The sequence below is a fragment of the Pantoea sp. SORGH_AS_0659 genome (assembly GCF_031453915.1).
GTDB lineage: Bacteria > Pseudomonadota > Gammaproteobacteria > Enterobacterales > Enterobacteriaceae > Pantoea > Pantoea leporis.
Genome location: NZ_JAVJAK010000001.1, coordinates 1,393,204 through 1,419,354, shown reverse-complemented (window position 1 = coordinate 1,419,354; position 26,151 = coordinate 1,393,204). Strand labels below are relative to the sequence as shown.

Below are 26,151 nucleotides of genomic sequence, written 5' to 3'. Positions count from 1 at the left end.
ATACCAATTCAGTCTGCCTTCTCGTTTTAAACACAAAGCGTGTAGCCAATTTATAATTTGCGAGGCTTCTCACATTTATGCCTATGTTTACCGTGTTCGGCTGCGGTTAACAATCATTTTAGACGCATTATCGTTACTTTTTTATCTCTAAATTTTCACATAATGGAAACATTAAGCATAACGAATGAATGGGGATTAGCGAGTGAGGGAGAAGAATTAAGAGAGGCCAGGTCGCCATTTATGACGACCCTGGGGATGTCACGCCGGCTGTTGAGGCCGCGAAGCATAGGTGAACAGCACAATCGAAATTGTGGCGCACAGCGCAATGGTGGCAACCATCGGCCAGGCGCTGTTAATGCTGACTAATGAGAGCAGCGCGCCGACTAAAGCACCGACGCCAAAACGCAGCGTTCCCGCCAGCGAAGAAGCGGTGCCCGCCATATGCGGAAACTCATCCAGAATCACCGCCATCGCGTTCGACGACACCGTCGAGACGCAGCCAATAAACATCGCCACGCCAAACACCAGCGACAAGAAGCCCAAATCCAGCGCGCTGGAAATCAACAGCCAAACGCCCATCGCGAACTGAATCAACAATCCCATGCGGAACATTTTCACCGGACCAAAACGGCGCACGGCGCGGCTGTTGATCAACGTCATCACGAACAGGAACACCACGTTCAGGCCAAAGTAATAGCCAAAGTTCTGCGGGGAAACGTGGTTTACTTCGATGTAGACAAACGGACCGGCGTTGAGGAAGGTGAATAATCCGGCAAAGGAGAAACCGCTCGCCAGCATGTAACTGAAGGCGCGCTTGTGGCGCACCAGCGCCACAAAGTTGCCCAGCGTGGTCCGCAGATGAAAGCGCTGGCGCTGTTCGGGCTTGAGCGTTTCACGAATTTGCGTCACGACCAGCATGGTGGTGAACAGCGCGGCACCTGCCAGCGTCCAGAAAATAGCGTGCCAGTTCCACAGCAACAGCAGCCAGCCACCGATAATCGGTGCCAGCAGCGGCGCGATGGTGGTCACCAGCATCACGAATGACATCATGCGCGAGAAGTCCTCTTTCGAGTAGGTGTCGCGCATCAAGGCGTTGATCACCACGCTAGCAGCGGCGGCCGATAAGCCGTGCAGGAAGCGCATAAAGATCAGCTGATCGATGGTTTGTGACAGCGCGCAAGCCGCGGCGGCGCAGGCAAAAATTAGCGTTCCCAGCACAATCACCGGTTTACGTCCGTAGCTGTCTGCCAGTGGACCATAAACTAACTGGCCAATGGCGAAACCGAGGATGTAAAGGTTGAGCGTCATCTGCACGCTGCCCGCCGAAACCGCAAACTCATGGGCGATTTGCGGCATGGCCGGCAGATACATATCGATAGAGAGCGGCATCAGCATTGCCAGCAATCCGAGGATGACCACTAAACCGACCGGTGAATTCTTTTCCTTGCGCACCGCGTTCTCCCGCTATTTACGTTGTTTGAGTTCTTCTGGCAGGCCGATGCTGTCGACCTCTTGCTGGGTCAGTTCACGATATTCACCTTCGCCGAGATCTTCATCCAGCTCGATGTCACCAATACGTTCGCGATGCAGCGCTGAGACATGGTTACCCATCGCCGCAAACATGCGTTTGACCTGATGGTAACGCCCTTCGCTGATAGTCAAACGGGCGGCTTTCTCATCGAGAATCTCTAGCACGGCCGGCTTGGTGAGCTCTTTTTCATTGTGCAGTTGTACACCCGCAGCGAACTTCTCAACCAGGACAGGATCGATTGGCTCCTCCACTTCCACCAGATAGGTTTTTTCCAGGTGATGCTTCGGTGAGGTAATGCGGTGTGACCATTGGCCATCGTCGGTCAGCAGCACCAAACCAGTGGTGTCGATATCCAGACGGCCCGCCGCATGCAGCTTGAACGCTGCGGGTTCTTCGATAAAGAACAGCACGGTGGGATGGTCGGGATCGTCGGTTGAGCAGACGTAACCCTGCGGCTTGTTCAGCATGAAATAGCGCGGTCCTTGCTGCACCACCAGCGGATTGCCGTCGTATTCGACTTCATCGTCTGGCTGTACTTTGTATGCCGCATCGCGCACAACTTCGCCGTTGATGGTGACTTTTTTGGCGCGGATTTCGCGTCCGGCGATAGCACGACTAACTTCCAGTTGCTGAGATATGAATTTTTCGAGTCGCATGAATTCGTTTTGCCTGTTACTGCGGGGGAAACTGAAACGGTGTTTTTGTCCGTTAAGAAAGTGTGGGCAGTATAGCTTGATCCTTAGAGTGCTAACAGTAGTGAACCTGCGTTTAACTGGCTTTCATGGCATAATGCGCGTCCGTTCCAGAAAAAAGTTTGCCCCAATGTCATTCTCCCTGCGCCCATACCAACAAGAGGCGGTTGACGCCACCCTCAACCACTTTCGTCGCCATACCACGCCTGCGGTGATTGTGCTGCCGACCGGTGCGGGTAAGAGTCTGGTGATTGCTGAACTGGCGCGGCTAGCGCGTGGACGGGTATTGGTGCTGGCTCACGTCAAAGAGCTGGTGGAGCAGAATCACAGCAAATATCAGGCTTATGGACTTGAAGCAGACATCTTCGCCGCGGGTTTGCAGCGCAAGCAGAGCGAAAGCAAAGTGGTGTTTGGCAGCGTGCAGTCGGTGGCGCGCAATCTCAACCGCTTCGATAGCGCCTTTTCACTGGTGATCGTTGATGAGTGTCACCGCATCAGTGATAACGAAGAGAGCCAGTATCAGCTGCTGTTCGCCCACCTGCGGCAGCACAATCCGCAGTTGCGCCTGTTGGGTTTGACCGCCACGCCCTTCCGTCTCGGCAAAGGCTGGATCTACCAATACCACTATCACGGCATGGTGCGCGGCGATGAGAAAGCACTGTTCCGCGATTGCATTTATGAGCTGCCGCTGCGCTATATGATCAAACATGGCTTTCTGGTGCCGCCGGAGCGCTTAGATATGCCGGTGGTACAGTACGATTTCAGCCGCCTGATCCCGCAAAATAATGGCCTGTTTAGCGAAGCCGATCTCAACCGCGAGCTGAAACAACAGCATCGCGTAACGCCGCATATTATTCGCCAGATTATTGAGTTTGCTGAAGATCGCCGTGGCGTGATGGTGTTTGCCTCAACCGTGGAACATGCCCGTGAAATCCTCACGCTGCTGCCTGAAAACAGCGCGCTGGTCTCGGCGGAAACGGCAGTGAAGGATCGTGACCGCTTAATTGGTGCATTTAAAGCGCAGCAGCTGAAGTTCCTGGTCAACGTTGCCGTTCTGACCACTGGCTTTGACGCGCCCCACGTGGATTTGATCGCCATTTTGCGCCCTACCGAATCCGTTAGCCTCTACCAGCAGATCGTCGGTCGCGGTTTACGCTTGTCACCCGGCAAAACCGATTGTCTGGTGCTGGATTACGCCGGTAATCCACACGATCTTTTCACCCCCGAAGTCGGCGCGCCGAAAGGGGCCAGCGACAATCAGCCGGTGCAGGTTTTTTGTCCCGCCTGCGGTTTCGCCAATACCTTCTGGGGCAAAACTACCGAAGATGGACACATCGTCGAGCATTTTGGCCGCCGCTGTCAGGGCGTGCTGGAAGATGATGAAGGCGAGCGCGAACAGTGTGATTATCGCTTTCGCTTCAAAAGCTGCCCGGATTGCGGCGCCGAGAATGACATCGCCGCGCGGCGCTGCCATCAATGCGACAAAATTCTGGTCGACCCGGATGACATGCTGAAAGCGGCGCTGAAACTGAAAGATGCGCGCGTGTTGCGCTGCGCCGGCATGACACTGGAGCAAGGACGCGATGATAAAGGCGAATGGCTGAAAGCCACCTATTTCGATGAAGATGGCACCAGCGTCAGCGAGCGTTTTCGCCTGCAAACGCCAGGACAACGCAAAGCCTTTGAGCAGCTGTTTATGCGCCCGCATCAGCGCGCGCCGGGCGTGGAACTTGGCTGGCAAACCGCAGCGGATGTCATCGCCTTACAGCCTTTATTGCGTCATCCGGACTTTGTGGTGGCACGCGCAAAAGGCCATTTCTGGCAGATTCGCGAAAAAATGTTTGATTATCAGGGCCGTTATCGCCGTGCCAATGAGCTGCGTTAAGCGGCGGAATCATTTGCCCCTGCAGCATCATTGGGGCTATAATGCCGCCCGCTTTTGCATCCGTAAAAGCAGTTTGAATAACCGTCCTGTTGCTGGGTCGCCTGTAGCAGGAACTATTGAAGAGACATCAAATGTTCACTATTAACGCTGAAGTACGTAAAGACCAGGGTAAGGGTGCGAGCCGCCGCCTGCGTGTAGCAAACAAATTCCCAGCCATCATCTATGGCGGAAATGAAGCACCAATTGCTATCGAACTCGACCACGATGCAGTGATGAACGTACAGGTTAAACCTGAGTTCTACAGCGAAGTGCTGACCATCGCGGTTGATGGCAAAGAAGTTAAAGTTAAAGCTCAGGCGGTACAGCGTCATCCGTTCAAGCCAAAACTGTTCCACATCGACTTCGTTCGCGCTTAATCGCTGAATGAGTTGAAGGTAGAAGGGCCGGTTGCGAAACCGGCCCTTTTATTTTAGGTATAAAAAATAACCCGACATCTTCCCTTCCGAAAAACCCCTGTCTTTCATTTCTCTCTGCCTTCGTTTATTTGAGACTGTTCTTTACCATGAAGCTTGCACAAACCATGGAGAATGCCGTTTTAACATTTCTCCAGAATTTGTCTGCAAGGACTTTAAGTGAAAAAAATACCTGCCTTGGGCTATGGCATCATACTCATCTCATTTTCTGGCTATGCGGGCGTAATGCGTCATGACATTAACGTGCAAGAATACCGTGATTTTGCCGAGAATATGGGTAAATATCGTGTCGGCTTAAGCAACATTCCCATTTTTAAGAAAGATGGCGAGCTGAGTGGTTATCTTGATTTTGCCATGCCCGACCTTAGCAGTGTATCTCGTCGCGGGTTTGCCACATTGATTAATCCATCCTATGTCACCACCACACGGCACGTAACCGCTTTGGGTAGCGTTTCTTTTGGCGGTCCGTCTGCTTATTCCACCCGTTATCTTTTTATTAACCGCAATCAATCCGCCGTCCAGGATAATATCCTGCCACGGTTAAACAAAGTTGTAACCGAAGTCGCGCCAATAGATTATGTGGAACGTAATGAGCTTCAGAAAGGACATGGCTCTCGGTATATTGCTTATGTGCGCGCGGGTGCTGGTGAAATGACACAGATCTCGAATGATCTCACTGAGAAAGAGTTCCTGGCCAGTGCCTATAAATGGTTAGCGGGTGGAACAATTAATATTGACACCATTACCTTCAACAAAGAAAAAAATGACGATTTCTATTGGATTCAATATGAACCTGGCCATCAATATTCATCCGCTTTATCAATATCAACCGGCGGCGGTGACAGTGGCAGCCCTATTTATGTCTACGACAATGTTGATAAAAAATGGAAACTTGCTGGTGTACATTATGGTGGTTATGGTAGCGCAACGCCTTATGGTCGCAAAGTTATCTCAACACGTTTTAATGAAGAATATTTTAATGGGATTATTGCCAACAATATCTCTCCCGATGTCACTGATTTTGCAAATAACGGCCCGATTTACTGGAATGCAGATAAACTGGTTCAGGGTAGTAAAAACTGGGGATGGCAAGGTTTAGACAGCACATATCGTCATTTGGCGCCAGGCAAAGCCAGCCTTATTGAACTTGATGCAACCAAAGATATTCGCTTTAACGGCGCGGGCGGAGACATTATTCTTAATGAGGCCGTCAATCTGGGAGCAGGCAAACTACAGTTTTCTAATAACTACACCCTGAAATCTGCAGAGAATGTGGGCGCAACCTGGGTGGGCGGCGGCGTTGAAATCGATGAAGGGAAAAAAGTCATCTGGCAAGTGAATGGACTAAAAGATGATGATTTACACAAAATTGGCGGTGGCGTCTTACATATTACTGCTACGGGTGTCAATGAAGGCGGACTGAATATCGGCGATGGCACCGTTATTCTGGATCAACAAAAAGATGCGCAAGGAAATCGCCAGGCATTTTCTCGACTGTATTTAGCGAGCGGTCGGCCTACCGTTATTTTAGCGAGCGAAGACCAGGTTAATCCTGATAACATTTATTTTGGTTATCGTGGGGGGACATTGGATCTTAATGGTAATAATCTCATAATGCGAAAGATTAATCACACGGATAGCGGTGCGGCAGTGATCAATCAGAGTGAGTTAACCTCGGCCAGTCTAACGCTTACAGGGTACTCACGTAGCGATATCAACATTAACACCTGGAGCAGTGTCGACATTGGTAATATTGGTGATATTTATGAATATTATAATTCGAGAACGCAACGTAAAGAGTATTTTCAATTAAAAAAAGAGAAGTATTGGTACTTCCCCACAAATCAGCAGGACAATGAAGACTGGAAGTATCTGGGATATGATCTGGTTCAAGCCGTCGATTATCGACTATCGCAGTTAAATGATTTAGTTTTCCGCGGAGACATTGGCACGCGCTCGTCGGATAAAACTAACGGTGCATTGGATGTGAATTTATCTCCGGAGAGTGGAAATACACATTTCGCACTGAGCGGTAATATCCATTTAAATGGAAATATCAACGTCAATAAGGGGACTCTTCTGCTGTCCGGGCAACCCGTTCCTCATGCCGGCGGCCTGATCATTGACAACGATTGGTACACTTCCTCTTTCACCGCCAATAACATTGTAGTCAATGACAATGCACGTTTACAGGTCGGTGAATACGCGCAGGTTAAAGCCGATATCCAGGCGGGCGACAACAGCCAGGTTATCCTTGGCTACCATCCCGACGCTGCTGATGAGCAGCAAATTTTACGCTGCACCTCGCCGGTGCAAAGCACTAAGGGCAGTTGCAAAGTTGCACAGCGAAACGCGGAAGAGTTGCGTTTCCTTCCCGCCAGCTCGGTTGAGGGCAATATCACGCTGGGCGATAACGCATTGCTTCATCTTGGCAAAGTCGATTACCACGGCCACATCAACGACAGTCACTCAGCGATAGTCACCCTGAGCAGTGAAACATTCTGGAATATGAATGGTAACAGCCGCGTGCATCGGATGGATGCAGGTAAAGGCGGTATCATCTCGCTTCTTTCTGCAGATGAAATGGCCTGGACGCCGAAGCTGCTCTCTGTGGAACATCTGACGGCAAATCATCTGCAGCTTGGTTTCGGCATCGCGCCACAGTCCGCCATCAGCGACAGTTTATACATTGGGTCCAGCGTGCAGGGCGGCAGCAACATCCTCGATCTTGGTTTTATGCTGGGTGAAACCTTCCCCAACCGCATCGCGAAAGAGATCGTGCTGGTGAACGCGCCCGCCGGAACCGCGCACGACTATTTCACGCTACCTCCGGTCAAACGCGGGTTCTCGCTCTATACCGCTGATTATCAGGTTGTGGAAGAGAATGGTCGCGTGAAATGGATTATTGCCAAAACGCCTGATCCGGTGTTACCACCCGATCCGGTAATCGACCCCGATCCGGAGACTCATCCCGAACCCGGCATTACGCCTGAACCGGAAGTTAAGCCTGAGCCTGAAGTGAAACCTGAGCCCGAGATCACGCCAAATCCGGGTACTGCAGAAGACTGGTTTGAGATCATTGATAATCAGCCGCTGGTGCAGAGTACTCGCGCCCTGCTCGCTTCGCGCCACTACCTGTTCAGTGAAATCAGCAATATGCTGACCGATCGCGCTCAGCTACTGCGCGGTAACCATGAAAATAGCGGCGCATGGGCCAGCCTCAGCCAAAATCGCGGCAGAATGGATAGCGTAACGTTAAAAGACAGCAGGCTAGAGATCGGTGCCGATGCGCAAGCGGATGCCTGGCTTTATGGCGTGACCGCCAGTTACAGCCTGGGAAATGCCGGGGAAGAAGCCAGCATTAGCCATAAACTGAGCACTCTGGGCCTGTATGCGAGCGGAATGAGCGATGAAGGATGGTTTATGGATCTTGCTGCCAGCTACCTGCATCTGCGTCAGGACATTCACCTTGACCCGGTATTGGGAGTAAAAAGCACCTCAAAAACCAGCCATATGCTGGCAGGCAGTGCAAAATGGGGTAAATCCTACCCTCTGCTGGATGCGTCTTTCACGCTATCGCCTTACCTGAAAGCCAGCGCAGGCTATTTACCGGGATACACGCTGGAAAGCAGAGAGGCCAGCATTGCCCTGAGTTCAGCCATGCCGTGGGGACTCGCGCCGGGTATTGAAGTCAGCAAGCAGGGGCTCGGTACGCTGCTGCCACGCGTGCGATTCAGCGCCACCGTTGAAAAACAATTTTCATCGGGCCGTTCTGGCTCTTCACTAACCCTTGAGGATCGCCACAGCCGGCGCATTTATGGCGCGCTGGACGACGATCGTTATCGGGTTCATCTGGGTTTAGAGGGGAAAATCAGCGACAACTGGTCAGCGAATATTGGCGCGAAGCATAGCTTTGGTGGCAAGTTCCGTACCGATTCTCTCATCAGCAGTGGCATAAACTATTCGTTCTAATAGAAAAGCCGGGCACTTTGGTGACCCGGCTTTTTTCATTTACTGCTGGTGCGGCGTTGCAGCTGATCGCGCAAATTCGGTGGCGTGCCTTTAATGGTCAGCGTGTCGGTGGTGGGATCCCAGAAGATGCGCTCGCCGAGCAGCATGGCATCAAAGTTCAGGGTTAATCCGCCGCCGCTGCCCGCAAACTTGGTCAACTGGCGCAAGGTGCTACGATCCGCTGGGAAGGTCTCTTCCAGCTCGTAACCTTGCTCCTGGGTGAAGGCCTGAAACGTTTTTTCTCCCAGCGGCGGTAATTCACTGGAGAGATCGTGCAGCGCAATCTCTTCGCCGGCCTGCAGCTGATCGTTACAGTAGCTGTAAACCTGCTGACGATAGTTCTGACGCTCGTTTTTATCGAGATCCGATTCGGCGCAGTAATCATCAACCGCTTGCAGCAGCCCACGGTTTTGCGCTTTGGTGTCCAGACCGACGCTAGCGCCAAGGAAATCCATGAAGAAATCCGCTACTTTACGCCCCACGCGACCGCGCAGGAAGGTCAGATAACGGGTGGATTCCGGGTTAGTTTCCCACTCGGTGAGATCGATACGCGCCACAATATCCGCATGATTGATATCGAGATAATGGGTGCTGCTGATATCCAGCTGCTCGTTAACGCGCATGCTCGACTGGCTGTTGAGAACCGCAATCAGCAAATATTCCACGGCCAGATAGCGATAGTGTAAAAACAGCACCACGCCGCCTTCCGCAAACGGATATTTGCTCAGTTCATCACGCAGACGTCCGGTTGCCGCACGGCTAAACGCCAGAAAGTCATCTTCCCCTTTGCGGCAATTACGCAACGCATCGGCCAGTTCGCTATCTTCGTTAAACAGGCCGTAAGCTTTGCTTTTGGCGCTATATACCCGGTGCAGCTCTTCTGCCATCTCTTCAACCGCGCGGGTAGCAGGCAGCAAGGTGTCGCGCAGTACCAGTTCAAGCTGGTTTTCATCACGTTTAACTAACTGATGCAGGGCAATCTGGTCGATATCCAGACTCATGGTAGACTCTCCTTTTAGCTCAGGCGCGTATTCAAACACCGCCCGCAGCCGCTTTCAACTGCCAGCACAAACTGATCGCTCTGCTTGCGATAAAATTGCGGAAAAAAATGCGTTGTTACGGTAATATACCGCCTTTTCACCCTTGATTAGACGACGATATGCCACAATCATCCCGTTACAGTGACGAACGCGTGGAAAAGCTCCTCGCAGAGATGGCGCAGATTCTTGAAAAAGACAAAGCGCCAACCGACCTTTCCCTGATGGTATTGGGTAACATGGTAACTAACTTGATCAATACCAGCGTTTCACCGGCTCAACGCCGCACCCTGGCTCGATCTTTCGCGGATGCGTTGCAGTCATCCGTACGCGATGATAACGCTCATTAATATGCAGATTTGACCTCATAATATGGTAACCAACCGGCAGCGCTACCGTGAAAAAGTCTCCCAGATGATCAGCTGGGGGCATTGGTTTGCCCTGTTTAATATTATCTTCGCGTTAATTTTAGGCAGCCGCTACCTGTTGGTCGCCGACTGGCCCGCGTCACTCGCGGGACGTATCTATGCCTATACCAGCTGGATCGGTCATTTCAGTTTCATCGTCTTCGCCGGTTATCTGCTGATCATCTTCCCGCTCACTTTCGTGGTGATGTCACAGCGATTGCTTAGGGTGTTGTCGGCGATTGTCGCCACCGCCGGGCTGACGTTGATTATGGTCGACAGCGCGGTGTTCAGCCGCTTCCACTTGCACCTCAATCCGGTGGTGTGGGAGCTGGTGATAAACCCTGATCAAAGCGAGATGGCGCGCGACTGGCAGCTGATGTTTATCAGCGTGCCGCTGATTTTCCTCGTCGAAATGCTGTTCGCGACCTGGAGCTGGCAAAAGCTGCGCAGCCTTAATCGGCGCTCGTTCGGTAAGCCGCTGGCTGCGCTGTTTATCAGCGCCTTCTTCGCCAGTCATCTGCTCTATATTTGGGCCGATGCCAATTTCTATCGCCCAATTACCATGCAGCGCGCCAACCTGCCGCTCTCCTATCCAATGACCGCGCGTCGCTTCCTTGAGCGTCACGGTTTGCTGGATGCGCAAGAGTATCAGCGCCGTCTGGTGCAACAGGGTGATCCGGAAGCGTTGTCAGTGCAGTATCCACTGAGTGACATTACCTTCCGCGATGGCGGTACGCGCCACAATCTGCTGGTGCTAACCGTTGATGGTCTGAACAACGCCACGGTGGAAAAAGCGCTGCCGTCGCTTCATCAATTCGCCAGTGAGAACGTGCGCTTCACCCAGCACTTCAGCGCGGGGCTACAGCCGGAAAAAGGGTTATTTGGCCTGTTCTACGGCATCTCTTCCAGCTATATGGATGGCGTGTTAGCGTCGCGTACGCCTTCCGTGCTGCTGAATGCGCTGAACGCGCAAGGCTATCAGTTTGGCTTGTTCTCATCGGACGGCTTCAGCCAACCGCTGTATCGTCAGGCTTTGTTAGCCGATTACTCGCTGCCGCAGGCCGATACCCAACCGAATAGCACCACGGTGACGCAGTGGCAGAACTGGCTCAATGGCCACAAATCAAACAATGCGCCGTGGTTCTCGTGGATTGCCCTTAACGGTGTGACGGTCAATGGCGACAACCTAAAAGCGCGCCAGCGTAGCTATACGCGTCAGGCAAGCGGTGTCGACGAGCAGATTAAGGCGGTGCTGCAAACCTTGCAGGATCGCGATTTGCTGAAAAATACCGTGGTGGTGATCACGGCGCAGCGTGCGGTCAATCTGGATAGCAACGATGACAATCCAGGTAACCGTGCGACGTTACAGGTGCCGCTGGTGGTGCATTGGCCGAATACGCCAGCGCAAACCATCGATCGTCTGACCGATCAGCAGGATGTGATGACCACGCTGATGCAGCGCCTGCTGCACGTGCGCACCAATCCCGCTAACTTCTCGCAGGGTGAAGATCTGTTTGCCGCGCAACGTAGCCACGATTGGGTGGCGAGCAGCGAAGATGGCAAGCTGGTAGTGACCACGCCAACCGTGACGCTGGTGCTGAATAACAATGGCAGCTACAGCGCTTACGATGCACAGGGTAACAAACTGAAAGATCATAAACCGCAGCTGGCGTTGTTACTGCAGGTGCTGACGGAAGAGAAGCGTTTCGTCGCAAACTGATTAATTATGAGGCAGTTAAATGCTGCTCATATTGCAATCGTGCGTAGAAACAGTAATATTCTTCCACGTTCGGCACGTAGCGCAGCCTGGTAGCGCACGGTCATGGGGTGTCCGGGGTCGGAGGTTCAAATCCTCTCGTGCCGACCAAAATCCATAAAAAGCAGCCTTAACGGCTGCTTTTTTATTGTTTCTAATTCGGTCTAAACAAATCGATTTCCGTGCTTATCTATCACCTTCTCACCATCCTCCTTTCTGAATTCGCTCTGCTGCGCATCGGGAAGAATATCGAGCACGGCTTCTGAAGGCCGGCACAAACGCGTTCCCAGCGGGGAGACAACAATCGGGCGGTTAATCAGGATGGGATAATTCAACATCGCCTCGATGAGTTGCTCATCACTTAAACGCTCTTCAGCCAAACCCAATTGTTCGTAGGGTTCGACGTTTTTGCGTAATAAAGCGCGCGCACCGATCCCCATCGCGCTAATCAACGCCTTAAGTTGCTCACGATTTGGCGGAGTCTCAAGATAAAGAATAACGGTAGGTTCAACGCCGCTATTGCGTATTAACGCCAGCGTGTTGCGCGATGTGCCGCAAGCGGGATTGTGATAAATGGTGATGTCAGTCATGGTGCTCTCTTCTTAATGGGACAACGTCAGGCGCAGGGCCAGCGCGCTAAGGGTGACGAGCAGCACGGGCAATGTCATCACGACACCCACGCGGAAGTAATAACCCCAGCTAATGTTGATGTTCTTCTGGTCGAGTACGTGCAGCCATAGCAACGTGGCGAGACTGCCAATCGGCGTAATTTTTGGCCCCAGGTCGCAACCAATAACATTGGCATAAATCATCGCTTCCTTTATCACGCCCTGCGCGCTGCTGGCATCAATCGACAGCGCACCAATCAGCACCGTTGGCATATTATTCATTACTGAAGAAAGCAGCGCCGTCACCAAACCGGTACCCAAGGTGGCGGCCCATAAGCCGTGGCTGGCAATGAGGTTGAGTAAGTCAGAGAGATGTTGCGTCAGCCCGGCATTTTTAAGGCCATAAACTACCAGGTACATGCCGAGCGAAAAAATCACGATCTGCCAGGGCGCGCCGCGTAACACTTTACCGGTGTTAATCGCCTGACCTCTTTTGGCAACGATAAACAGAATTAACGCGCCCAGTGCGGCGATAGCACTGACTGGAATGCCCAGCGGTTCCAGCAGGAAAAATCCCACCAATAGCAACAACAGCACCAGCCAACCGGCTTGAAAGGTAGCGGGATCTTTTATGGCTTCAGCTGGTAGTTTGAGGCGTGAAACCTCATAGCTGGCGGGAATGTCTTTGCGAAAGAAAAGGTGCAGCACTATCAGCGTGGTGATAATAGCGGCAATATCAACCGGAACCATCACCGCCGCGTAAGCGTTGAATCCCAATTTGAAGAAATCTGCGGAAACGATGTTAACCAGATTGGATACGATCAGCGGCAAACTCGCGGTATCGGCGATAAATCCTGCTGCCATGACGAAAGCCAGCGTTGCACCTTTACTAAAGCCCAGTGCCAGCAGCATTGCGATGACGATCGGCGTCAATATCAGAGCCGCACCATCATTGGCGAAAAGCGCGGCAACGCATGCACCGAGCAACACGATATAGGTGAAAAGCAGCCGCCCTCGCCCACTTCCCCAGCGCGCTACGTGCAAAGCGCACCACTCAAAAAAACCGGATTCGTCCAGCAACAGGCTGATGATAATGACGGCGATAAAAGCCGCTGTCGCATTCCAGACGATATGCCACACAGCCGGAATATCGTTTAACTGGATAACGCCGGTCACCAGTGCCAGTAAAGCCCCTATCGTTGCCGTCCAGCCAATGCTCAGGCCGCGCGGCTGCCAGATGACAAACACGATGGTCAAAACAAATATTGCGCCTGCCAGAAACATCACGCCTCCAATGCATTCGAATAATCGAATGTGTTTAATGATTATTCACAACCCGTAGCAGCGGCGTTCTTCAGCGACTCACGCACTTCCTCACGCTGGCTATTCCAGGCCGTATCGATAATCGATGCAGCCCAGGCCGGCATATGCGGAGAAAGGCGATAGTGTATCCACTTGCCTTCACGTCGATCCAGAATCAGCTCAGCATCGCGCAGCAAGGCAATGTGGCGTGAAATCTTTGGCTGTGATTGTTGGGTAACTATGCAGAGATCGCAGACACACAGCTCTCCGGCCTCTCGTAATAATAAAACGATGGTCGTACGCGTTTCGTCGGCAAGCAGTTTGAAAAGTTGAACAGGAAGCATTGGGCCAGGTTCCGGTAAAAAATCTAACACATATGCTAATTCATATATATTAGAAGTAAAGGCAGAATTTAAAGTCTGGTGATTTCATATGTCTTTCATGCAGTAAAGCATTCTCAGATTATCGCCAAAGAAATGCTGTTTATTGGCTTTTAATCAGTAACTTACCGAAAGCAACTCAACCCGAGCCAGATCACATTTCTGGATAAATGTTACAGCGCTTCATCAATTTGAAACAAAACTGTCACAGACTTCTCTTACTCTTAGGGCTCTTGTTTTTTCGATGGAAACCATTATGGTCATCAAAGCAAAAAACCTGCAGGATGCGGAAGAACTCCTGCACTCGGGTATCAATAAAGTTGAACTGGCTTACGATATCGGCAGCGACGATTTCTTCCGTCTCGCCTCGCGCTGGTGCGATCGCGGTGCGCGCATCACCAAAGACCATCAGCACTTCGTGGTGCAGATTAAAGGCATGGCTATTCCGCCAAATAACTAAAAGTAGGCGAGCCCCTTTGGCTTGCTCTCCATCCGGCTGGCTGGTAAAACTACGTTTTCCGTCAGCCGTGATTTTTTATGTTCGCCTCTGAAACGCCGCTTGCCCTGCCCTCTTCCCCGTTTATCCGCGCTGCTGGCATGTCGCTGGATACATTGCCGATCGCCTGGTGCGAATTCGATCAACATCAGTGGCATGCTGAATTGCACCAGGCGTGGCAACTGCCGCTGCCCGCGTCGCTACAGAGCGCGGTGACGAAACGCAAAGCCGAGCATCTGGCGAGTCGCTGGCTGGTGCAGCAAAACTTTGCGCACTTCGGTTTACCGCACTTTGTGTTGTGTAATGCGCCCGATCGTTCACCGTTGTGGCCCGCCGGCATTCAGGCGTCGCTGTCGCATACGCACAGCGTTGCGGTGATGGCTGCGACGCGCGAGCCACTGTGCGTGGGTGTGGATGTTGAGCAGATTATGGCGGAGGAAACCGCCGATGAAACCGCTGGGATGTTGATGAGCCCGGCGGAAAAACAGCGCCTGCTGGCGCGGCCTATGCCCTTTGCCCAGGCCGCTACACTGCTGTTTTCATTGAAAGAGAGTGTGTACAAAGCGCTGTGGCCGCAATTGCATCAGCCAATGGATTTTCTTCAGGCGGAAGTGCTGGAACTGGACGTGCAGCAAGGCCGCGCAACGCTGCGGTTGTGTCAGGATTTTGATGCGTATTTCACCACCAAAGCGCTGCTGCAGGCGCGTTTCTGGCTGGCTGGAGATCGCGTGATTACGCTGCTGACGCATCCGCTCCCGACAAAATAAAAAACCGGCTCAGAAATAAACCTGAGCCGGTGACAACACAAGACGACAGAAAAGTGTTCCAGGGACGCAGAAACGAGGATTTCTGCTGGGAGTGACTTTACTCACTCCGCAACTTCTTGCCCAATAAGGGTTTTTGCTAAGCTTTCCCGGCTGGCGTTAATGGCCGGTATCGGTACGTTGCACCGCATCCAGCGTTGCCATCTCGCGTTCGTTACCAGTTAACTCACTTAGTTGACCTTCGCGCATCTCCAGCAAGCGATCGGCGTGAATAAAGTAGTGATCGTCATGACTAATAGCGAACACCGTTTTACCCGATTCCTGTAACCACGGCAGCAGCTCACGATAGAAGATGCGACGGAAATGCGGATCCTGATCCGCCGCCCATTCGTCGAGCAACAGAATATCGCGCTCTTCGGCGGCTGCCAGCAGCAGCGCCAGACGTTTGCTCTGCCCTTTCGACAGTTGCAGATTAAGCACTCTGTTGCCTTCCAGCTTGAGCTTGTCCTGCATCTTCAGACGCTCCAGCCACTGCTGCACCAGCGCAGGATTGGCTGGCTGCCCTTGATCGCCGATGAGGCGATCAAACAGATGCACGTCGGTAAACACCGCCGAGAAATGTTTGCGATACGCATCGAGGTTTTGCCAATCCACCACCTTGCCATCCAGCAGCAAACTGCCCGATTGCGGCTGATAGAGGCCGGTGAGCAGCATCGCCAGCGTCGATTTTCCGCTGCCGTTGCCACCAATCAGGAACACCAGCTCGCCGCGGCGCAGCGTCAAATTGATCGGCCCAACCTGGAATCCGTGCTCGCCGTAGTGGAAGCAGACGTCGCGCAGCTCCAGCGTTTGCCAGTCGCTGACTTTTGGCAGCGCCTTGAACGTTTCTTCATAGGGCGCCAGTTCAAACCTGTTGAGCTTGCGAAACGCCACCTGCGCGCTGAGCAGCGTTGGCAAGGCGCCGACCGCCGCCAGCAGCGGTGTGCGCAGGAACAGCAGCGTCAGCGAATAAGTTGCCGCCACCGCCGTATTTGCCCAGCCCAGCCCGTTCGCCATAAAGAACACGATGCCAATCGCGCCGAGCATCATGATATTCGACCAGTTCACCGCGCTGAGGTGGAAGGTATCGGCGCGCACGATGTGGTGGCGATAGCTTTTGGCATTCTCCTGATAAACGCTGTCGTAAATAAGCTGCGCACGTTCGCGGTTAAGCTGCAGCTCTTTACGCCCTTCGATAATGGTCTGGAAATCGCGATACAGGTCATCTTCGATTTCACGCAGCTTAGCCATGTGCTGATAAACGCGTGATACCAGCAACCAGCCGCCAACCAGCGTCACCAGCAGCCACAGGCAGGTGATCAACAGCATTTTTGGCGAAAGCCAGGCGAGATAAAGCGCCGAACCGAGCGTAATAATGATGCCCTGAATCAGCTCGGGTAAACGCACGAAGGCGATGGTGATGGCGCGCACATCGCTGGTGAGACCGGCCAGCAGTTGGGCATTGCCAATCTGTTCGATGCGCTCCACGCGCGTATCAAGAATCCGTTTGATGAATTCGCCGCGCAGCCGCCAGACAAAGTGATGGCCGAGCATAGTCAGCGCCAGCTGGGAGCCGAGCGTCACCGCCATTAGCAGGAACAGCTGGCCAAGGAAACTCGGCAGCACCGAAATCGAAGTATTCACCGCGACGATCAGCTCATTATTGATATAGGCAATCAAACCAATACCAAGCACGGCGCTTAACAATGTAAGAAGAATGACGCCAATAAAAGGCCAGCGGTACTGGCGAAAAACGACTTGCAGCAATGCCATCAAAGGGTTCCAGCGGTCAATAAAGCAGCCTGCAGTTTAATGTCGCCTTGGCTGATAGCAAGAATAATTCTCATCTCAAATTTGCCTGAGTAAAATGTTTCTCGCCGCTCGTTTGGTAGCGGCGCGATTTATTGCGAAATGCTTGTCAGATAAGAAGGTATTTTGTTTTGAAAATGCATTATCTGTGCGGGCTCTGACACGTCTGCGCCTCTGGCAAATGAGCCCTTTTCAATAATAAGCACTGAAGTTGATGAGCAGGCCGGGGCCGCTTTTGGGCTGGCAATCCGCAGCGCTGAACGAAGCGAGGAAGCCAGGAGAGCCCGCAGGATGCGGGCGAAAGGCGGAGCCGGGACATGGAAGTCCCGTCTCCGCCGGTCCGTCAGGCAGACGAACGAAGTGAAGGAACCGCGCTAGCGGCGCGAGGACCGCCGGCCCAAAAGTGGCACCGGCCAGCGCCCTCATCACTGGCTTAACTAACATGTATTACGCAATAAATTGCGCCGCCACAAAAATGCCTAAAATGCGCGGCGGAAAGTCAGGTTGAAACGGAAAGCGCCTGCCTGCGGATGAATGCCAGGTTTGAGCGGCAGAATGCCGTGATAACGCAGGCGCGATGGCCCGCCCCACACCACGATATCGCCATGTTCCAGCAGCACGCGCTGGGTGGCGTCGCCGCGTTCGAAACCGCCGAACTGGAATACCGCAGGCAATCCCAGTGAAACCGACACAATCGGCTGGCGCAGATCCTTCTCATCTTTATCCTGATGCAGCGTCAGTTTTGCGCCGGGTTCATAGCGGTTAATCAGGCAGGCATCCGGATTGAAACCGCCAAAGCCCGCTTCGCGCGCGGTTTGCTGCGCCAGCTCGCGGAACAGCGCGGGCATCGGCGGCCAATGGTGTCCGCTGTTGCTGTCTTGCTCGGTATATTGATAGCCGCGCGAATCGGTGGACCAGCCAAAATCACCACAGTTGGTCATCGCCACCGACATGCGATGGCCGCCGGGCGTGATGCGATGGGCAAAGGGATTTTTCGCGGCGATATCGTGAATCGCCGCCAGCAGCGCGTCGGCCTGTTCGCGGGCACGACGTCGCAGAATCACCGCGCCATCCGCCAGCGGTTCCTGCCACGGCGCTTCGTCACTAAATAAATCCAGCATGTGCGCCTCCTTTATTGAGATGCCTGATCGATGAGGAAGGTTTTAAACTGCGGCGACATCCAGTGAGTAAAACCGTCGCCCTGCTTGCTGATCAAATAGACCGCCAGATGCTCTTTTAACGCCAACGCTTTAGCACGTTCGCTGCCGAGCACCATCAAACCGGTATCCCAGCCATCCGCTTCCAGCGCGGTGGTGGCTATCACCGTTGCCGACACCAGCTTGTGCTCAATCGGTCTTCCGGTAGTCGGATCGATGACGTGCGAAATGCGTTTGCCATCCAGTTCATAATAGTTGCGATAGCTGCCGGAGGTGCTAATGCCGTGTCCTTGCAGATCGACGCGCGCTTCCACCGCGTTTTCGCGATCGGTGGGTTTCTGGATCGCCACGCGCCACGGCTGCTGATTAGCATTGACGCCACGGCTCAATACCGCGCCGCCCACTGAAACCAGATAATCGGTGATGCCTTGCTGCTCCATCAGACGCGCCAGATGATCGGTGGCATAGCCTTCTCCCATGGTGGAGAGATCGACATACAAGCCGGGCAGATCTTTCTGCAGCCATTGACCGTTAACGCCCTGAATCACGCGCAGATGCTGCAAACCGGTCCGCGCTTTAGCAGCGGCGATTTCTGCCTCGCTGGGGGTATGCGCCGGTTGCTTCGTCGGGCCAAAACCCCACAGATTGACCAGCGGGCCCACGGTGATATCCATCGCACCCGACGTTTTATGCCCGATTCGCAGCGCTTCAGTGACGATGTCCGCCATGTCAGCGCTTACCGGCTGCGGTGCGTTGCCTTGATACTGATTAAAGTGCGACAGCACCGAATCGCTTTTCCACGTCGAGAGTTCGCCGTCATCGCGATCCAGCTGTTGCTGGATCAGCTGTTGCAACGCCGCTTTACGCTGCGGATCAACGCCGGCGACGCTGACGCGCCACACGGTGCCCATGGTTTTGCCTTCAAGCACCATCGCGGGTTGGCTGCTGTTTTTTTCGCAACCGCTGAGTCCTAATGCCAGCAGGCTAATTAGCAGAATGTTCTGAAAACGCATCAATTCCTCATCTGTAACCCATTACTACAGCCAATTACAAAGCATAACTCGCTTGTAAAGCAGTCTAAAGCTGCTTGATGTTCGATAAACGCTGACACAGGATAACCGGTTCCTGCAACGTTATGCCTACAGGAGCATCAGATGATTTATATAATTATTGCCGTAACCGCCGGGCTGTTTTTTTATGGCAGTTTCAAATGTTGGCAGACGTACCGCCATCGCCTGATTCAGCACTATCCTGCACGCCGACGTTAAATTATTGCACCAGAAAATCACCCTTCTGCACCGCTTCAGCGCTGGCGCAGTGTAGCAAAGTCGCTGCAAGCCGCGTGGCGCTGAGAGCGGTGCGCTGGCATGAATGCTGCATTGTTGAAGATGAGTTGAACTTCAGCGAGGTGCAGAATGGAAAATAGCAAAACACAAAACAGTAAATGGCAGCACTGGCTGAGCTTCTCGGCCTTTACGCTGGCGGGCGTCGCGATGGAAGGTAGCCTGAGCGCCATCGCCAACCCGCCGCCGCAACCGGCGCCCAAAGCCAAAAAATGGCGTGGTATCCAGTAACCTTTACAGTCCCAACTCACTCAGGCCCGGATGATCGTCCGGGCGCGTGCCGGCTGGCCAGTGGAAAAGACGCTGATCTGCGCTGATCGGTAGATCGTTGATGCAGGCGAATCGCTGAATCATCAAACCATCGGCACCAAAGTGCCAGTTCTCATTGCCATAGCTGCGAAACCAGTTACCGCTGTCATCATGCCATTCATAGGCAAAGCGCACCGCCAGCTTATCTTCATGCCACGCCCATAACTCCTTGATCAGTCGATAATCCAACTCTTTGATCCACTTACGCTGCAGGAAGGTCACGACTTCTGCGCGTCCATTGACGAATTCACTGCGATTGCGCCAGCGCGTATCTTCGCTGTACACCCGCGAAACACGCTGCGCATCGCAGCTGTTCCAGGCATCTTCCGCCATGCGGACTTTCTGTAATGCGGTTTGTTGATTGAACGGTGGCACCAGCATGTTATTTCTCCCTATTATGTAGACAGGTCTGTCTACTTGATTCATCCTGCCGTATGTAGACAATTCTGTCTACATGCAAACACAGGAATTTTTATGCTTGAGCCTCTGATCTTTGATGCCACAGCCTCCGCGCGCGATCGTATCTTGCTATGCGCGCAACAGCTGTTTTACCAACAAGGCATTCGCGCCACCGGTGTGGATAAGGTGATTGCGCAAGCGGGGGTGACCAAAGTGACTTTCTATCGTCACTTTCCGGCGAAGAATGCGCTGGTGCTGGCGTTTTTACAGCAGCGCCATCAGCGCTGGATGCTGGCGTTTCGCCATGCGCTGAATCAACATGCGGCATTGATCGATGCGCTGCCCGCGGCGTTACTGAGCTGGTTCAGGGATGACGATTATCGCGGCTGCGCGTTTATCAATACCGCTGCGGAGCTGGGCGACACGTTAGCGGAAGCCAGCGAACTGATTTGTCAACATAAGCGTGAGATGGCGCAGGCGATCAGCGACAAGTTGATGCCCGATCAGCAGGTCAAAACGGCGCAGATTGTGTTGCTGGTTGAGGGCGCGATTGTGCAGGTACAGATTGGCGAGGAGGCGGAACGGGTGGTCGACGTGCTGCGTGCCGCGCTGGATGCGCTGCTGAAAACGGGAGCGTGACCGGCAAGTCACGCTCCATCACCCTTAGAACTGGTAAACCAAGCCCAGTGCTACGACGTCATCGGTATTGATACCGGCTGCGTCGGTGAAGTTGTTGTCGTCCAGCAGGTTGATCTGGTAATCAACGTAGGTCGACATGTTTTTGTTGAAGTAGTAAGTTGCGCCTACATCAATGTATTTCTTCAGGTTCTGGCTGCCGTAACCTTCGATGTCAGAGCCGCGAGAAGAGACAAACGCCAGAGATGGACGCAGGCCGAAGTCGAACTGGTACTGTGCCACCAATTCCCAGTTATCCGCTTTGTTGGCGTAACCGTAAACGGTGCCGCTATCGCTGGCGCCGAAACGCGTCGCGTTGTATGAACGGCTGTACATTGCGGCCAGGTAAACGTTGTTAGCGTCATACTTCAGCGCACCGCTGTAAGCTTCGGCTTTATCACCGCGACCCAGGATGTTGGCGGTACGTGGATTGTTACCGTTCTGGTTATTGGTACGGTCAGACTGGAACATCGCTGCACCAATACCGAAACCTGAACCCAGATCGTAAGTGGTGCTCAGGCCGTAGCCGTCACCGTTCTCGCCCAACACATCACGACCAGAGCCAGTAGATTCGGTTGGGTTATCGTTTTTGCCTTGATACTGAACCGCGAAGTTCCAGCCATCGACTAAACCGAAGAAGTTGGTATTACGATAGGTAGCGAGGCCGTTGCTGCGCTGGAACAGGAAGTTGTCCGCGCCGTAGGTATCGCCACCGAACTCTGGCAGAACGTCAGTCCATGCGCCGAGATCGTACATCACGCCGTAGTTACGGCCGTAATCGAATGAACCCGCATCACCAAATTTCAGACCGGCAAAACCAACACGCGTATAGCTGTTCGCGGTGCCTTCGCTTTCTGCGGTGTTCAGTGCAGCCTGGTATTCCCACTGGCCGTAACCGGTCAGCTGATCGGTCACCTGAGTTTCACCTTTGAAGCCAAAACGCAGGTAAGACTGGTCACCGTCTGAGCCAGAGTTGTCAGAGAAATAATGCAGACCGTCCACTTTGCCGTAGAGGTCTAATTTGTTGCCATCTTTATTGTAAATTTCAGCTGCGCTTGCTGATCCTGCCACCAGCAATGCAGGAATCATCAGGGAGAGAACGCGACGTTTCATTTTTATTACCCTCTTTAATGTGCCTTTATTTTTGCCACTGCGAACTGAATGATTAAAAATTCAGCCGGCAAGCCATTGTTATTTTATGTTGGGCAATAATCTATCACGAAAATGCTACTAAATTTCCAAAACTGTTTCAGTGTATTAAATAGTTATTTCAGGATGTAAATTCAGGGGAACTAATAACCAGCACAGATAGGTAAAAAATATAGCACTTTTTGACAACATATATTTTAATTGTTTAAAAACATCAAATTACATGAGTTACATTTCCGCACTGAATGACAAAACTCTAAGCCATCCAGAGCATACAATTATCCCCGCTATCATCATTTATTTCATTATTACCTTCATTCACCCCGAATGTTTTGATTTACCCTAATTTCCCGCCGGACCAGATGGTCCGGCATTTTTTTTGCCCGCAATTCAGACATCGCCTTATATTGCGTAAAGTTAATTACGCAGGTTAAATTAACCACAATAACTGCCGCGCATTATATGTCTCTTTTCGCACATTTCGTTAAATTCATAGTCTTAAATCGGCAATGTTAATTTCGGGGCGTAACAAAGATCGCTGCAATATTTGCCGGCGCATATTGTTAACGCTCACGCAGTGATTCCCTGGCTTTATTCAGCGGTTTAAGCAAATAATCCATCACGGTTTTCTGACCGGTTTTAATCTCAACATTCGCCACCATGCCGGGCATGATGGCGAACCTGCGGCCGCTTTTATTGGTCAGCTCGGCTTTTTGCGTGCGTACATAGACGCGATAGTAAAACTCGTCGTGCCGCACTTCGTCCTGCAGCGTATCAGGCGAGACGGTTTCGACTTCCCCGTGCAGATCGCCATAAATCGACGCGTCGTAGGCGGTGATCTTCACCACCGCGGGTAAACCCGGCCGGATATAGCCGATATCGCGTGGATTGATGCGCGTCTCAATCAGCAATTGATCCTCCAGCGGCACAATCTCCATCAGCTTGCCACCCGGCTCCAGCACGCCGCCCACGGTGGTGACGCGCACATCCTTCACAATGCCGCGCACCGGCGAAATCAGCGTAGTGCGCGTCAGCAGATCCTGTTTCCCTGCCGCCACCTGCAACTGCGCATCCAGCTCACCGTTGTTCTTCACCTGCTCTTCATGGGCTCGCACGTAATAATCGTTGCGCGCTTCGTCGATTTTGCCGCGCAGATCGCTAACCTGGCGACGCAGGCGAATCACATCCACCTTACCCGCCGCGCCGCGCTGCATCAGCGGCTCCGTCACGTTGAGTTCTGCCTGCACCAGCGCAAGGGATTGCTGCAAATTGCCGATGGTCTCGACAAAATTCTGCCGCCGCGCCTGATAGAGCTGCGTTTCGCGCGCCACCAGTTCGGGATGTTGCAGGATATCGGCGCTGAACCTCAGCGGCGTGTCGCTGAGCTCGGCCTGTAAACGTTCAGAGGAGGCACGCAGCGTACGCACCCGCGCAATCGCCTCACCAAAGTTGGTTTGAAAGCGCGTAGGATCGAGTGTTGCCAGCACCTCGCCGCGCTGCACGATATTGCCTTCGCGCACATTGAGCTGTTTGACGATGCCGCCATCAAGGCTATCAATGATCTGCGCGCGGCTGGAAGGCGTGACTTTGCCGATGCCGACCGTGACTTCGTCCAGCACCGCAAAGTACGCCCACAGCAGAAACAGCAGCAGCGCCACCACGCACAGCCAGATGATCGCCGAGGTGCGACGCTCACGCCGCGTCAGATCTTTATCCAACAGCACCACGCTCATGCCGCATCTCCTTTTTTACTGGCGGCGTGGCGCAGAATCTCGTCGCGCGCGCCATCGGCCACGATGCGGCCGTTATCCATCACAATGATGCGATCAACCATGCGCAGCAGCGCGGGACGATGCGTGACCAGTACCAGCGTGCGCCCGGTGACCCATTGCGCCAGCTGACGAATCACCTGCGCTTCCAGCTGTTCATCCATCGCCGCGGTCGGTTCGTCCAGCAAAACCACCTGCGGCTGGCGCAGAATCAACCGGCTGAGCAGCACCATTTGCCGCTGGCCGCCGGACAAGCCGCGTCCGCCTTCATGAATAATGCGATCAAGGCTGGCGGCGTCCTGCTGCACCAAAGCTAACGCGCCGCTAATGCGCAGCGCCTGCAGCATCTCCTGCTCGCTGGCGTGCGGATTCCCGAGCAGCAGGTTCTGGCGCAGCGTGCCGAAAAACAGCCGCGCATCCTGCGACAGCCAGCCAAGCTGACGCCGCAGATCGACCGGATCGATGCAGGTGAGATCGACGCCGTCCACCAGCACTTTGCCCTGGCTGGCGCGCGCCTGACCGGCCAGCATCTTCAGCAGCGTCGATTTGCCCGCGCCGACTTTACCGAGAATCGCCACGCGTTCGCCGGGCGTGATCTGCAACTGCGGAATGTTGAGCACGCTATTACCGCTCTCCTCTTCGTAGCGGTAATGCACATTTTGCAGCAGATAGTGGCCGCTGAGCACCGGACAGTGCGCCAGCGTGGCGTGATCGGGTTGGTCGAGCGGCTTCTTTAACAGTTCATCCAGCCCTTTCATCGCCGATTTCGCATGCTGCCAGCGCGAAAACACCATGGTGAGCTGCATCAGCGGCGCGATGGTGCGTGATGAGAGCAAGCTGCACGCCACCAGCGTGCCGGTGGTGATCTGATTGTCGAGCACCAGATAGACGCCGAACACCAACATGCCGGCATAGGTGAGCTGCTGCACGCTAGCCGACCAACCGGTGAGGCGCGCGCCCCACAAACGTTGCTGATTGCTGATGGATGCGCTGACTTCGTGTGTTTGCTCCCACTGGCGCTGAAAATAGGGTTCCGCTTGCAGCGCTTTGATATCCTCTACACCTTCTAAGGTTTCCACCAGCACCGCCTGACGCAGCGCGCTTTCGCGTAGCCCTTCCTGCGCCAGCCGCGCCATCGGGATCTGCACCAGCAAGCCAGGAATGACGATCAGCGGGATTGCCAGTAACGGAATCAGCACCAGCCAGCCGCCAATTGACGCCATGATCAGCAGAAACAGCAGCACAAACGGCAAGTCGGCGGCGGCATTCACCGTGGTGGACGTCAGCAGCTCGCGGACCTGATCAATTTCACGCAGTTGGGCAATAAAGGAGCCGGTGGAACGCGGACGCGCTTCGTTGCGGATGTTCATCGCCCGCGCAAACAGCATGGCGGATATTTTCAGGTCGATGCGTTTGCCCATCAGATCAGAAACCTGGGTGCGCATGAGGCGAATCAGATACTCAATGGCGGCCGCCAGCACCACGCCGGCGAACAACACCCACAACGTTGGCAGCGACTGCGCCGGAATCACCCGATCGTACACCTGCATAGAAAACAGAATGCCCGCCAGCGCCAGCACGTTGCCGACCAGCGAGGCCAGGCTGATCTCCGCGATGCGCCGCTTCATGCCACGAAAGTGATGCCAGAACCAGTGCGGCTGATACGGCTGTACAAACTCGTCGATGCGCGCATCACGCGCCCGCGCCGCCACACCAACGACGCCAACCTGTATGTCGGCCTGCATGAGCAAATCCTGCAGCTGACCTGCGCGCACCACATCACCACTTTCACTCAGCCAGTAACGCACGCCACCGTTGCTATCCACCTCTTCTATCAACGCCACGCTGCCGTTTTCCAGCAGCAGCAATACCGGCACAATTTCCTGCCGCCAGCGCAGTTTGCTGTGCGGCACCAGCATCAAATGCAGGCCTAACAGCCGGGCTAAACGTTCTAACTGTTGCGTCGGGGCCAGATGTTGAAACCAGCGCATCTGCTGGCGCAGCGTGCTGCCGTCCGCCGGTTTACCGAAGCGTGCCGCCACGCGCAGCATCGCCGCGATGCCGTTGTCGCTGTTAAAGGGTTGTGCTGTCATCCCTGTTGTCCCGTGAGCAATGAGAGTGGGCTGGCAACCGCTAGCCGATGTTGCTAGCGGTTGATGG

Annotated in this window: 23 protein-coding genes and 1 tRNA gene; 11 read left to right on the top strand and 13 right to left on the bottom strand. The window is 53.6% G+C overall.

Annotated features, from left to right (window positions below; genetic code table 11):
• Positions 1–258 precede the first annotated feature (258 nt).
• Positions 259–1,452 (bottom strand): Bcr/CflA family multidrug efflux MFS transporter, encoded by a 1,194-nt coding sequence (locus Q3H59_RS06690; protein WP_192233314.1) that lies wholly within the window; start codon positions 1,450–1,452, stop codon positions 259–261.
• A gap of 12 nt (positions 1,453–1,464) precedes the next feature.
• Positions 1,465–2,187 carry a 16S rRNA pseudouridine(516) synthase RsuA gene (gene rsuA / locus Q3H59_RS06685; RefSeq protein ID WP_101763690.1) on the bottom strand — a complete coding sequence of 241 codons (723 nt, stop codon included), beginning with the start codon at positions 2,185–2,187 and terminating at the stop codon, positions 1,465–1,467.
• A 166-nt stretch (positions 2,188–2,353) separates the two neighbouring features.
• Between rsuA and Q3H59_RS06680 the strand changes: the two genes are divergently transcribed.
• The 3 genes from Q3H59_RS06680 (at position 2,354) to Q3H59_RS06670 (ending at position 8,553) form a co-directional block, all read left to right on the top strand.
• On the top strand, positions 2,354–4,108 hold the full coding sequence (locus tag Q3H59_RS06680; RefSeq protein WP_309833900.1) for a DEAD/DEAH box helicase family protein: 1,755 nt from the start codon (positions 2,354–2,356) through the stop codon (positions 4,106–4,108).
• A 131-nt stretch (positions 4,109–4,239) separates the two neighbouring features.
• Entirely contained in the window at positions 4,240–4,524 is a 285-nt protein-coding gene (gene rplY, locus Q3H59_RS06675) for a 50S ribosomal protein L25 (RefSeq protein ID WP_101763688.1), read from the top strand.
• Between the two features lie 216 nt (positions 4,525–4,740).
• Positions 4,741–8,553, top strand: a complete 3,813-nt coding sequence (locus Q3H59_RS06670; RefSeq protein ID WP_309833897.1) for a S6 family peptidase — start codon at positions 4,741–4,743, stop codon at positions 8,551–8,553.
• Positions 8,554–8,588: 35 nt separating this feature from the next.
• On the opposite strand, the gene yejK is transcribed toward Q3H59_RS06670, so the two are convergent.
• On the bottom strand, positions 8,589–9,593 hold the full coding sequence (yejK, locus tag Q3H59_RS06665; protein ID WP_101763686.1) for a nucleoid-associated protein YejK: 1,005 nt from the start codon (positions 9,591–9,593) through the stop codon (positions 8,589–8,591).
• A 158-nt stretch (positions 9,594–9,751) separates the two neighbouring features.
• Here yejK and Q3H59_RS06660 point away from each other — a divergent pair, with 158 nt between their 5' ends.
• From Q3H59_RS06660 to Q3H59_RS06650, 3 genes are all read left to right on the top strand, one after another.
• On the top strand, positions 9,752–9,979 hold the full coding sequence (locus tag Q3H59_RS06660; protein WP_036648480.1) for a YejL family protein: 228 nt from the start codon (positions 9,752–9,754) through the stop codon (positions 9,977–9,979).
• A 22-nt stretch (positions 9,980–10,001) separates the two neighbouring features.
• Positions 10,002–11,756 (top strand): LPS biosynthesis-modulating metalloenzyme YejM, encoded by a 1,755-nt coding sequence (gene yejM, locus Q3H59_RS06655; protein WP_101763685.1) that lies wholly within the window; start codon positions 10,002–10,004, stop codon positions 11,754–11,756.
• Positions 11,757–11,826: 70 nt separating this feature from the next.
• Positions 11,827–11,903: transfer RNA gene (locus tag Q3H59_RS06650), tRNA-Pro, on the top strand.
• A 53-nt stretch (positions 11,904–11,956) separates the two neighbouring features.
• On the opposite strand, the gene arsC is transcribed toward Q3H59_RS06650, so the two are convergent.
• The 3 genes from arsC to Q3H59_RS06635 are packed head-to-tail and all read right to left on the bottom strand — an operon-like array spanning position 11,957 to position 14,046.
• Positions 11,957–12,382, bottom strand: a complete 426-nt coding sequence (arsC, locus tag Q3H59_RS06645) for a glutaredoxin-dependent arsenate reductase (RefSeq protein ID WP_309833892.1) — start codon at positions 12,380–12,382, stop codon at positions 11,957–11,959.
• Positions 12,383–12,394: 12 nt separating this feature from the next.
• Positions 12,395–13,684, bottom strand: a complete 1,290-nt coding sequence (locus Q3H59_RS06640; RefSeq protein WP_309833890.1) for an arsenic transporter — start codon at positions 13,682–13,684, stop codon at positions 12,395–12,397.
• A 41-nt stretch (positions 13,685–13,725) separates the two neighbouring features.
• Positions 13,726–14,046, bottom strand: a complete 321-nt coding sequence (locus Q3H59_RS06635) for a metalloregulator ArsR/SmtB family transcription factor (protein WP_271460839.1) — start codon at positions 14,044–14,046, stop codon at positions 13,726–13,728.
• Positions 14,047–14,338: 292 nt separating this feature from the next.
• Between Q3H59_RS06635 and Q3H59_RS06630 the strand changes: the two genes are divergently transcribed.
• Both Q3H59_RS06630 and Q3H59_RS06625 read left to right on the top strand, forming a co-directional pair.
• Positions 14,339–14,542 (top strand): hypothetical protein, encoded by a 204-nt coding sequence (locus Q3H59_RS06630; protein ID WP_309833886.1) that lies wholly within the window; start codon positions 14,339–14,341, stop codon positions 14,540–14,542.
• Between the two features lie 77 nt (positions 14,543–14,619).
• Entirely contained in the window at positions 14,620–15,345 is a 726-nt protein-coding gene (locus Q3H59_RS06625; RefSeq protein ID WP_309833885.1) for a 4'-phosphopantetheinyl transferase superfamily protein, read from the top strand.
• 156 nt (positions 15,346–15,501) lie between these two features.
• Here Q3H59_RS06625 and Q3H59_RS06620 read toward each other — a convergent pair whose 3' ends face one another.
• From Q3H59_RS06620 to apbE, 3 genes are all read right to left on the bottom strand, one after another.
• Positions 15,502–17,154 (bottom strand): multidrug ABC transporter permease/ATP-binding protein, encoded by a 1,653-nt coding sequence (locus tag Q3H59_RS06620; RefSeq protein WP_277973828.1) that lies wholly within the window; start codon positions 17,152–17,154, stop codon positions 15,502–15,504.
• Between the two features lie 515 nt (positions 17,155–17,669).
• Entirely contained in the window at positions 17,670–18,311 is a 642-nt protein-coding gene (gene alkB, locus Q3H59_RS06615; protein WP_277977191.1) for a DNA oxidative demethylase AlkB, read from the bottom strand.
• An 11-nt stretch (positions 18,312–18,322) separates the two neighbouring features.
• Positions 18,323–19,360, bottom strand: a complete 1,038-nt coding sequence (gene apbE / locus Q3H59_RS06610) for an FAD:protein FMN transferase ApbE (RefSeq protein WP_277973829.1) — start codon at positions 19,358–19,360, stop codon at positions 18,323–18,325.
• Between the two features lie 141 nt (positions 19,361–19,501).
• Between apbE and Q3H59_RS06605 the strand changes: the two genes are divergently transcribed.
• Entirely contained in the window at positions 19,502–19,615 is a 114-nt protein-coding gene (locus Q3H59_RS06605; RefSeq protein ID WP_309833880.1) for a response regulator, read from the top strand.
• 147 nt (positions 19,616–19,762) lie between these two features.
• Positions 19,763–19,921: a hypothetical protein gene (locus Q3H59_RS06600; protein ID WP_309833879.1), complete on the top strand. Its 159-nt coding sequence runs from the start codon at positions 19,763–19,765 to the stop codon at positions 19,919–19,921.
• 3 nt (positions 19,922–19,924) lie between these two features.
• Here Q3H59_RS06600 and Q3H59_RS06595 read toward each other — a convergent pair whose 3' ends face one another.
• On the bottom strand, positions 19,925–20,380 hold the full coding sequence (locus Q3H59_RS06595) for a nuclear transport factor 2 family protein (protein WP_217548719.1): 456 nt from the start codon (positions 20,378–20,380) through the stop codon (positions 19,925–19,927).
• Between the two features lie 93 nt (positions 20,381–20,473).
• Between Q3H59_RS06595 and Q3H59_RS06590 the strand changes: the two genes are divergently transcribed.
• Complete coding sequence (locus Q3H59_RS06590) at positions 20,474–21,037, top strand: TetR/AcrR family transcriptional regulator (RefSeq protein ID WP_222233727.1); 564 nt, start codon at positions 20,474–20,476, stop codon at positions 21,035–21,037.
• Between the two features lie 24 nt (positions 21,038–21,061).
• Here Q3H59_RS06590 and ompC read toward each other — a convergent pair whose 3' ends face one another.
• From ompC to Q3H59_RS06575, 3 genes are all read right to left on the bottom strand, one after another.
• On the bottom strand, positions 21,062–22,186 hold the full coding sequence (gene ompC, locus Q3H59_RS06585) for a porin OmpC (protein ID WP_101763675.1): 1,125 nt from the start codon (positions 22,184–22,186) through the stop codon (positions 21,062–21,064).
• 599 nt (positions 22,187–22,785) lie between these two features.
• Positions 22,786–23,955 (bottom strand): HlyD family efflux transporter periplasmic adaptor subunit, encoded by a 1,170-nt coding sequence (locus Q3H59_RS06580; protein WP_309833875.1) that lies wholly within the window; start codon positions 23,953–23,955, stop codon positions 22,786–22,788.
• A complete protein-coding gene (locus Q3H59_RS06575; protein WP_309833873.1) occupies positions 23,952–26,084 on the bottom strand; it encodes a type I secretion system permease/ATPase in 2,133 nt (710 codons plus the stop codon). The genes Q3H59_RS06580 and Q3H59_RS06575 overlap by 4 nt, the downstream gene beginning before the upstream one ends.
• Positions 26,085–26,151: the final 67 nt, after the last annotated feature.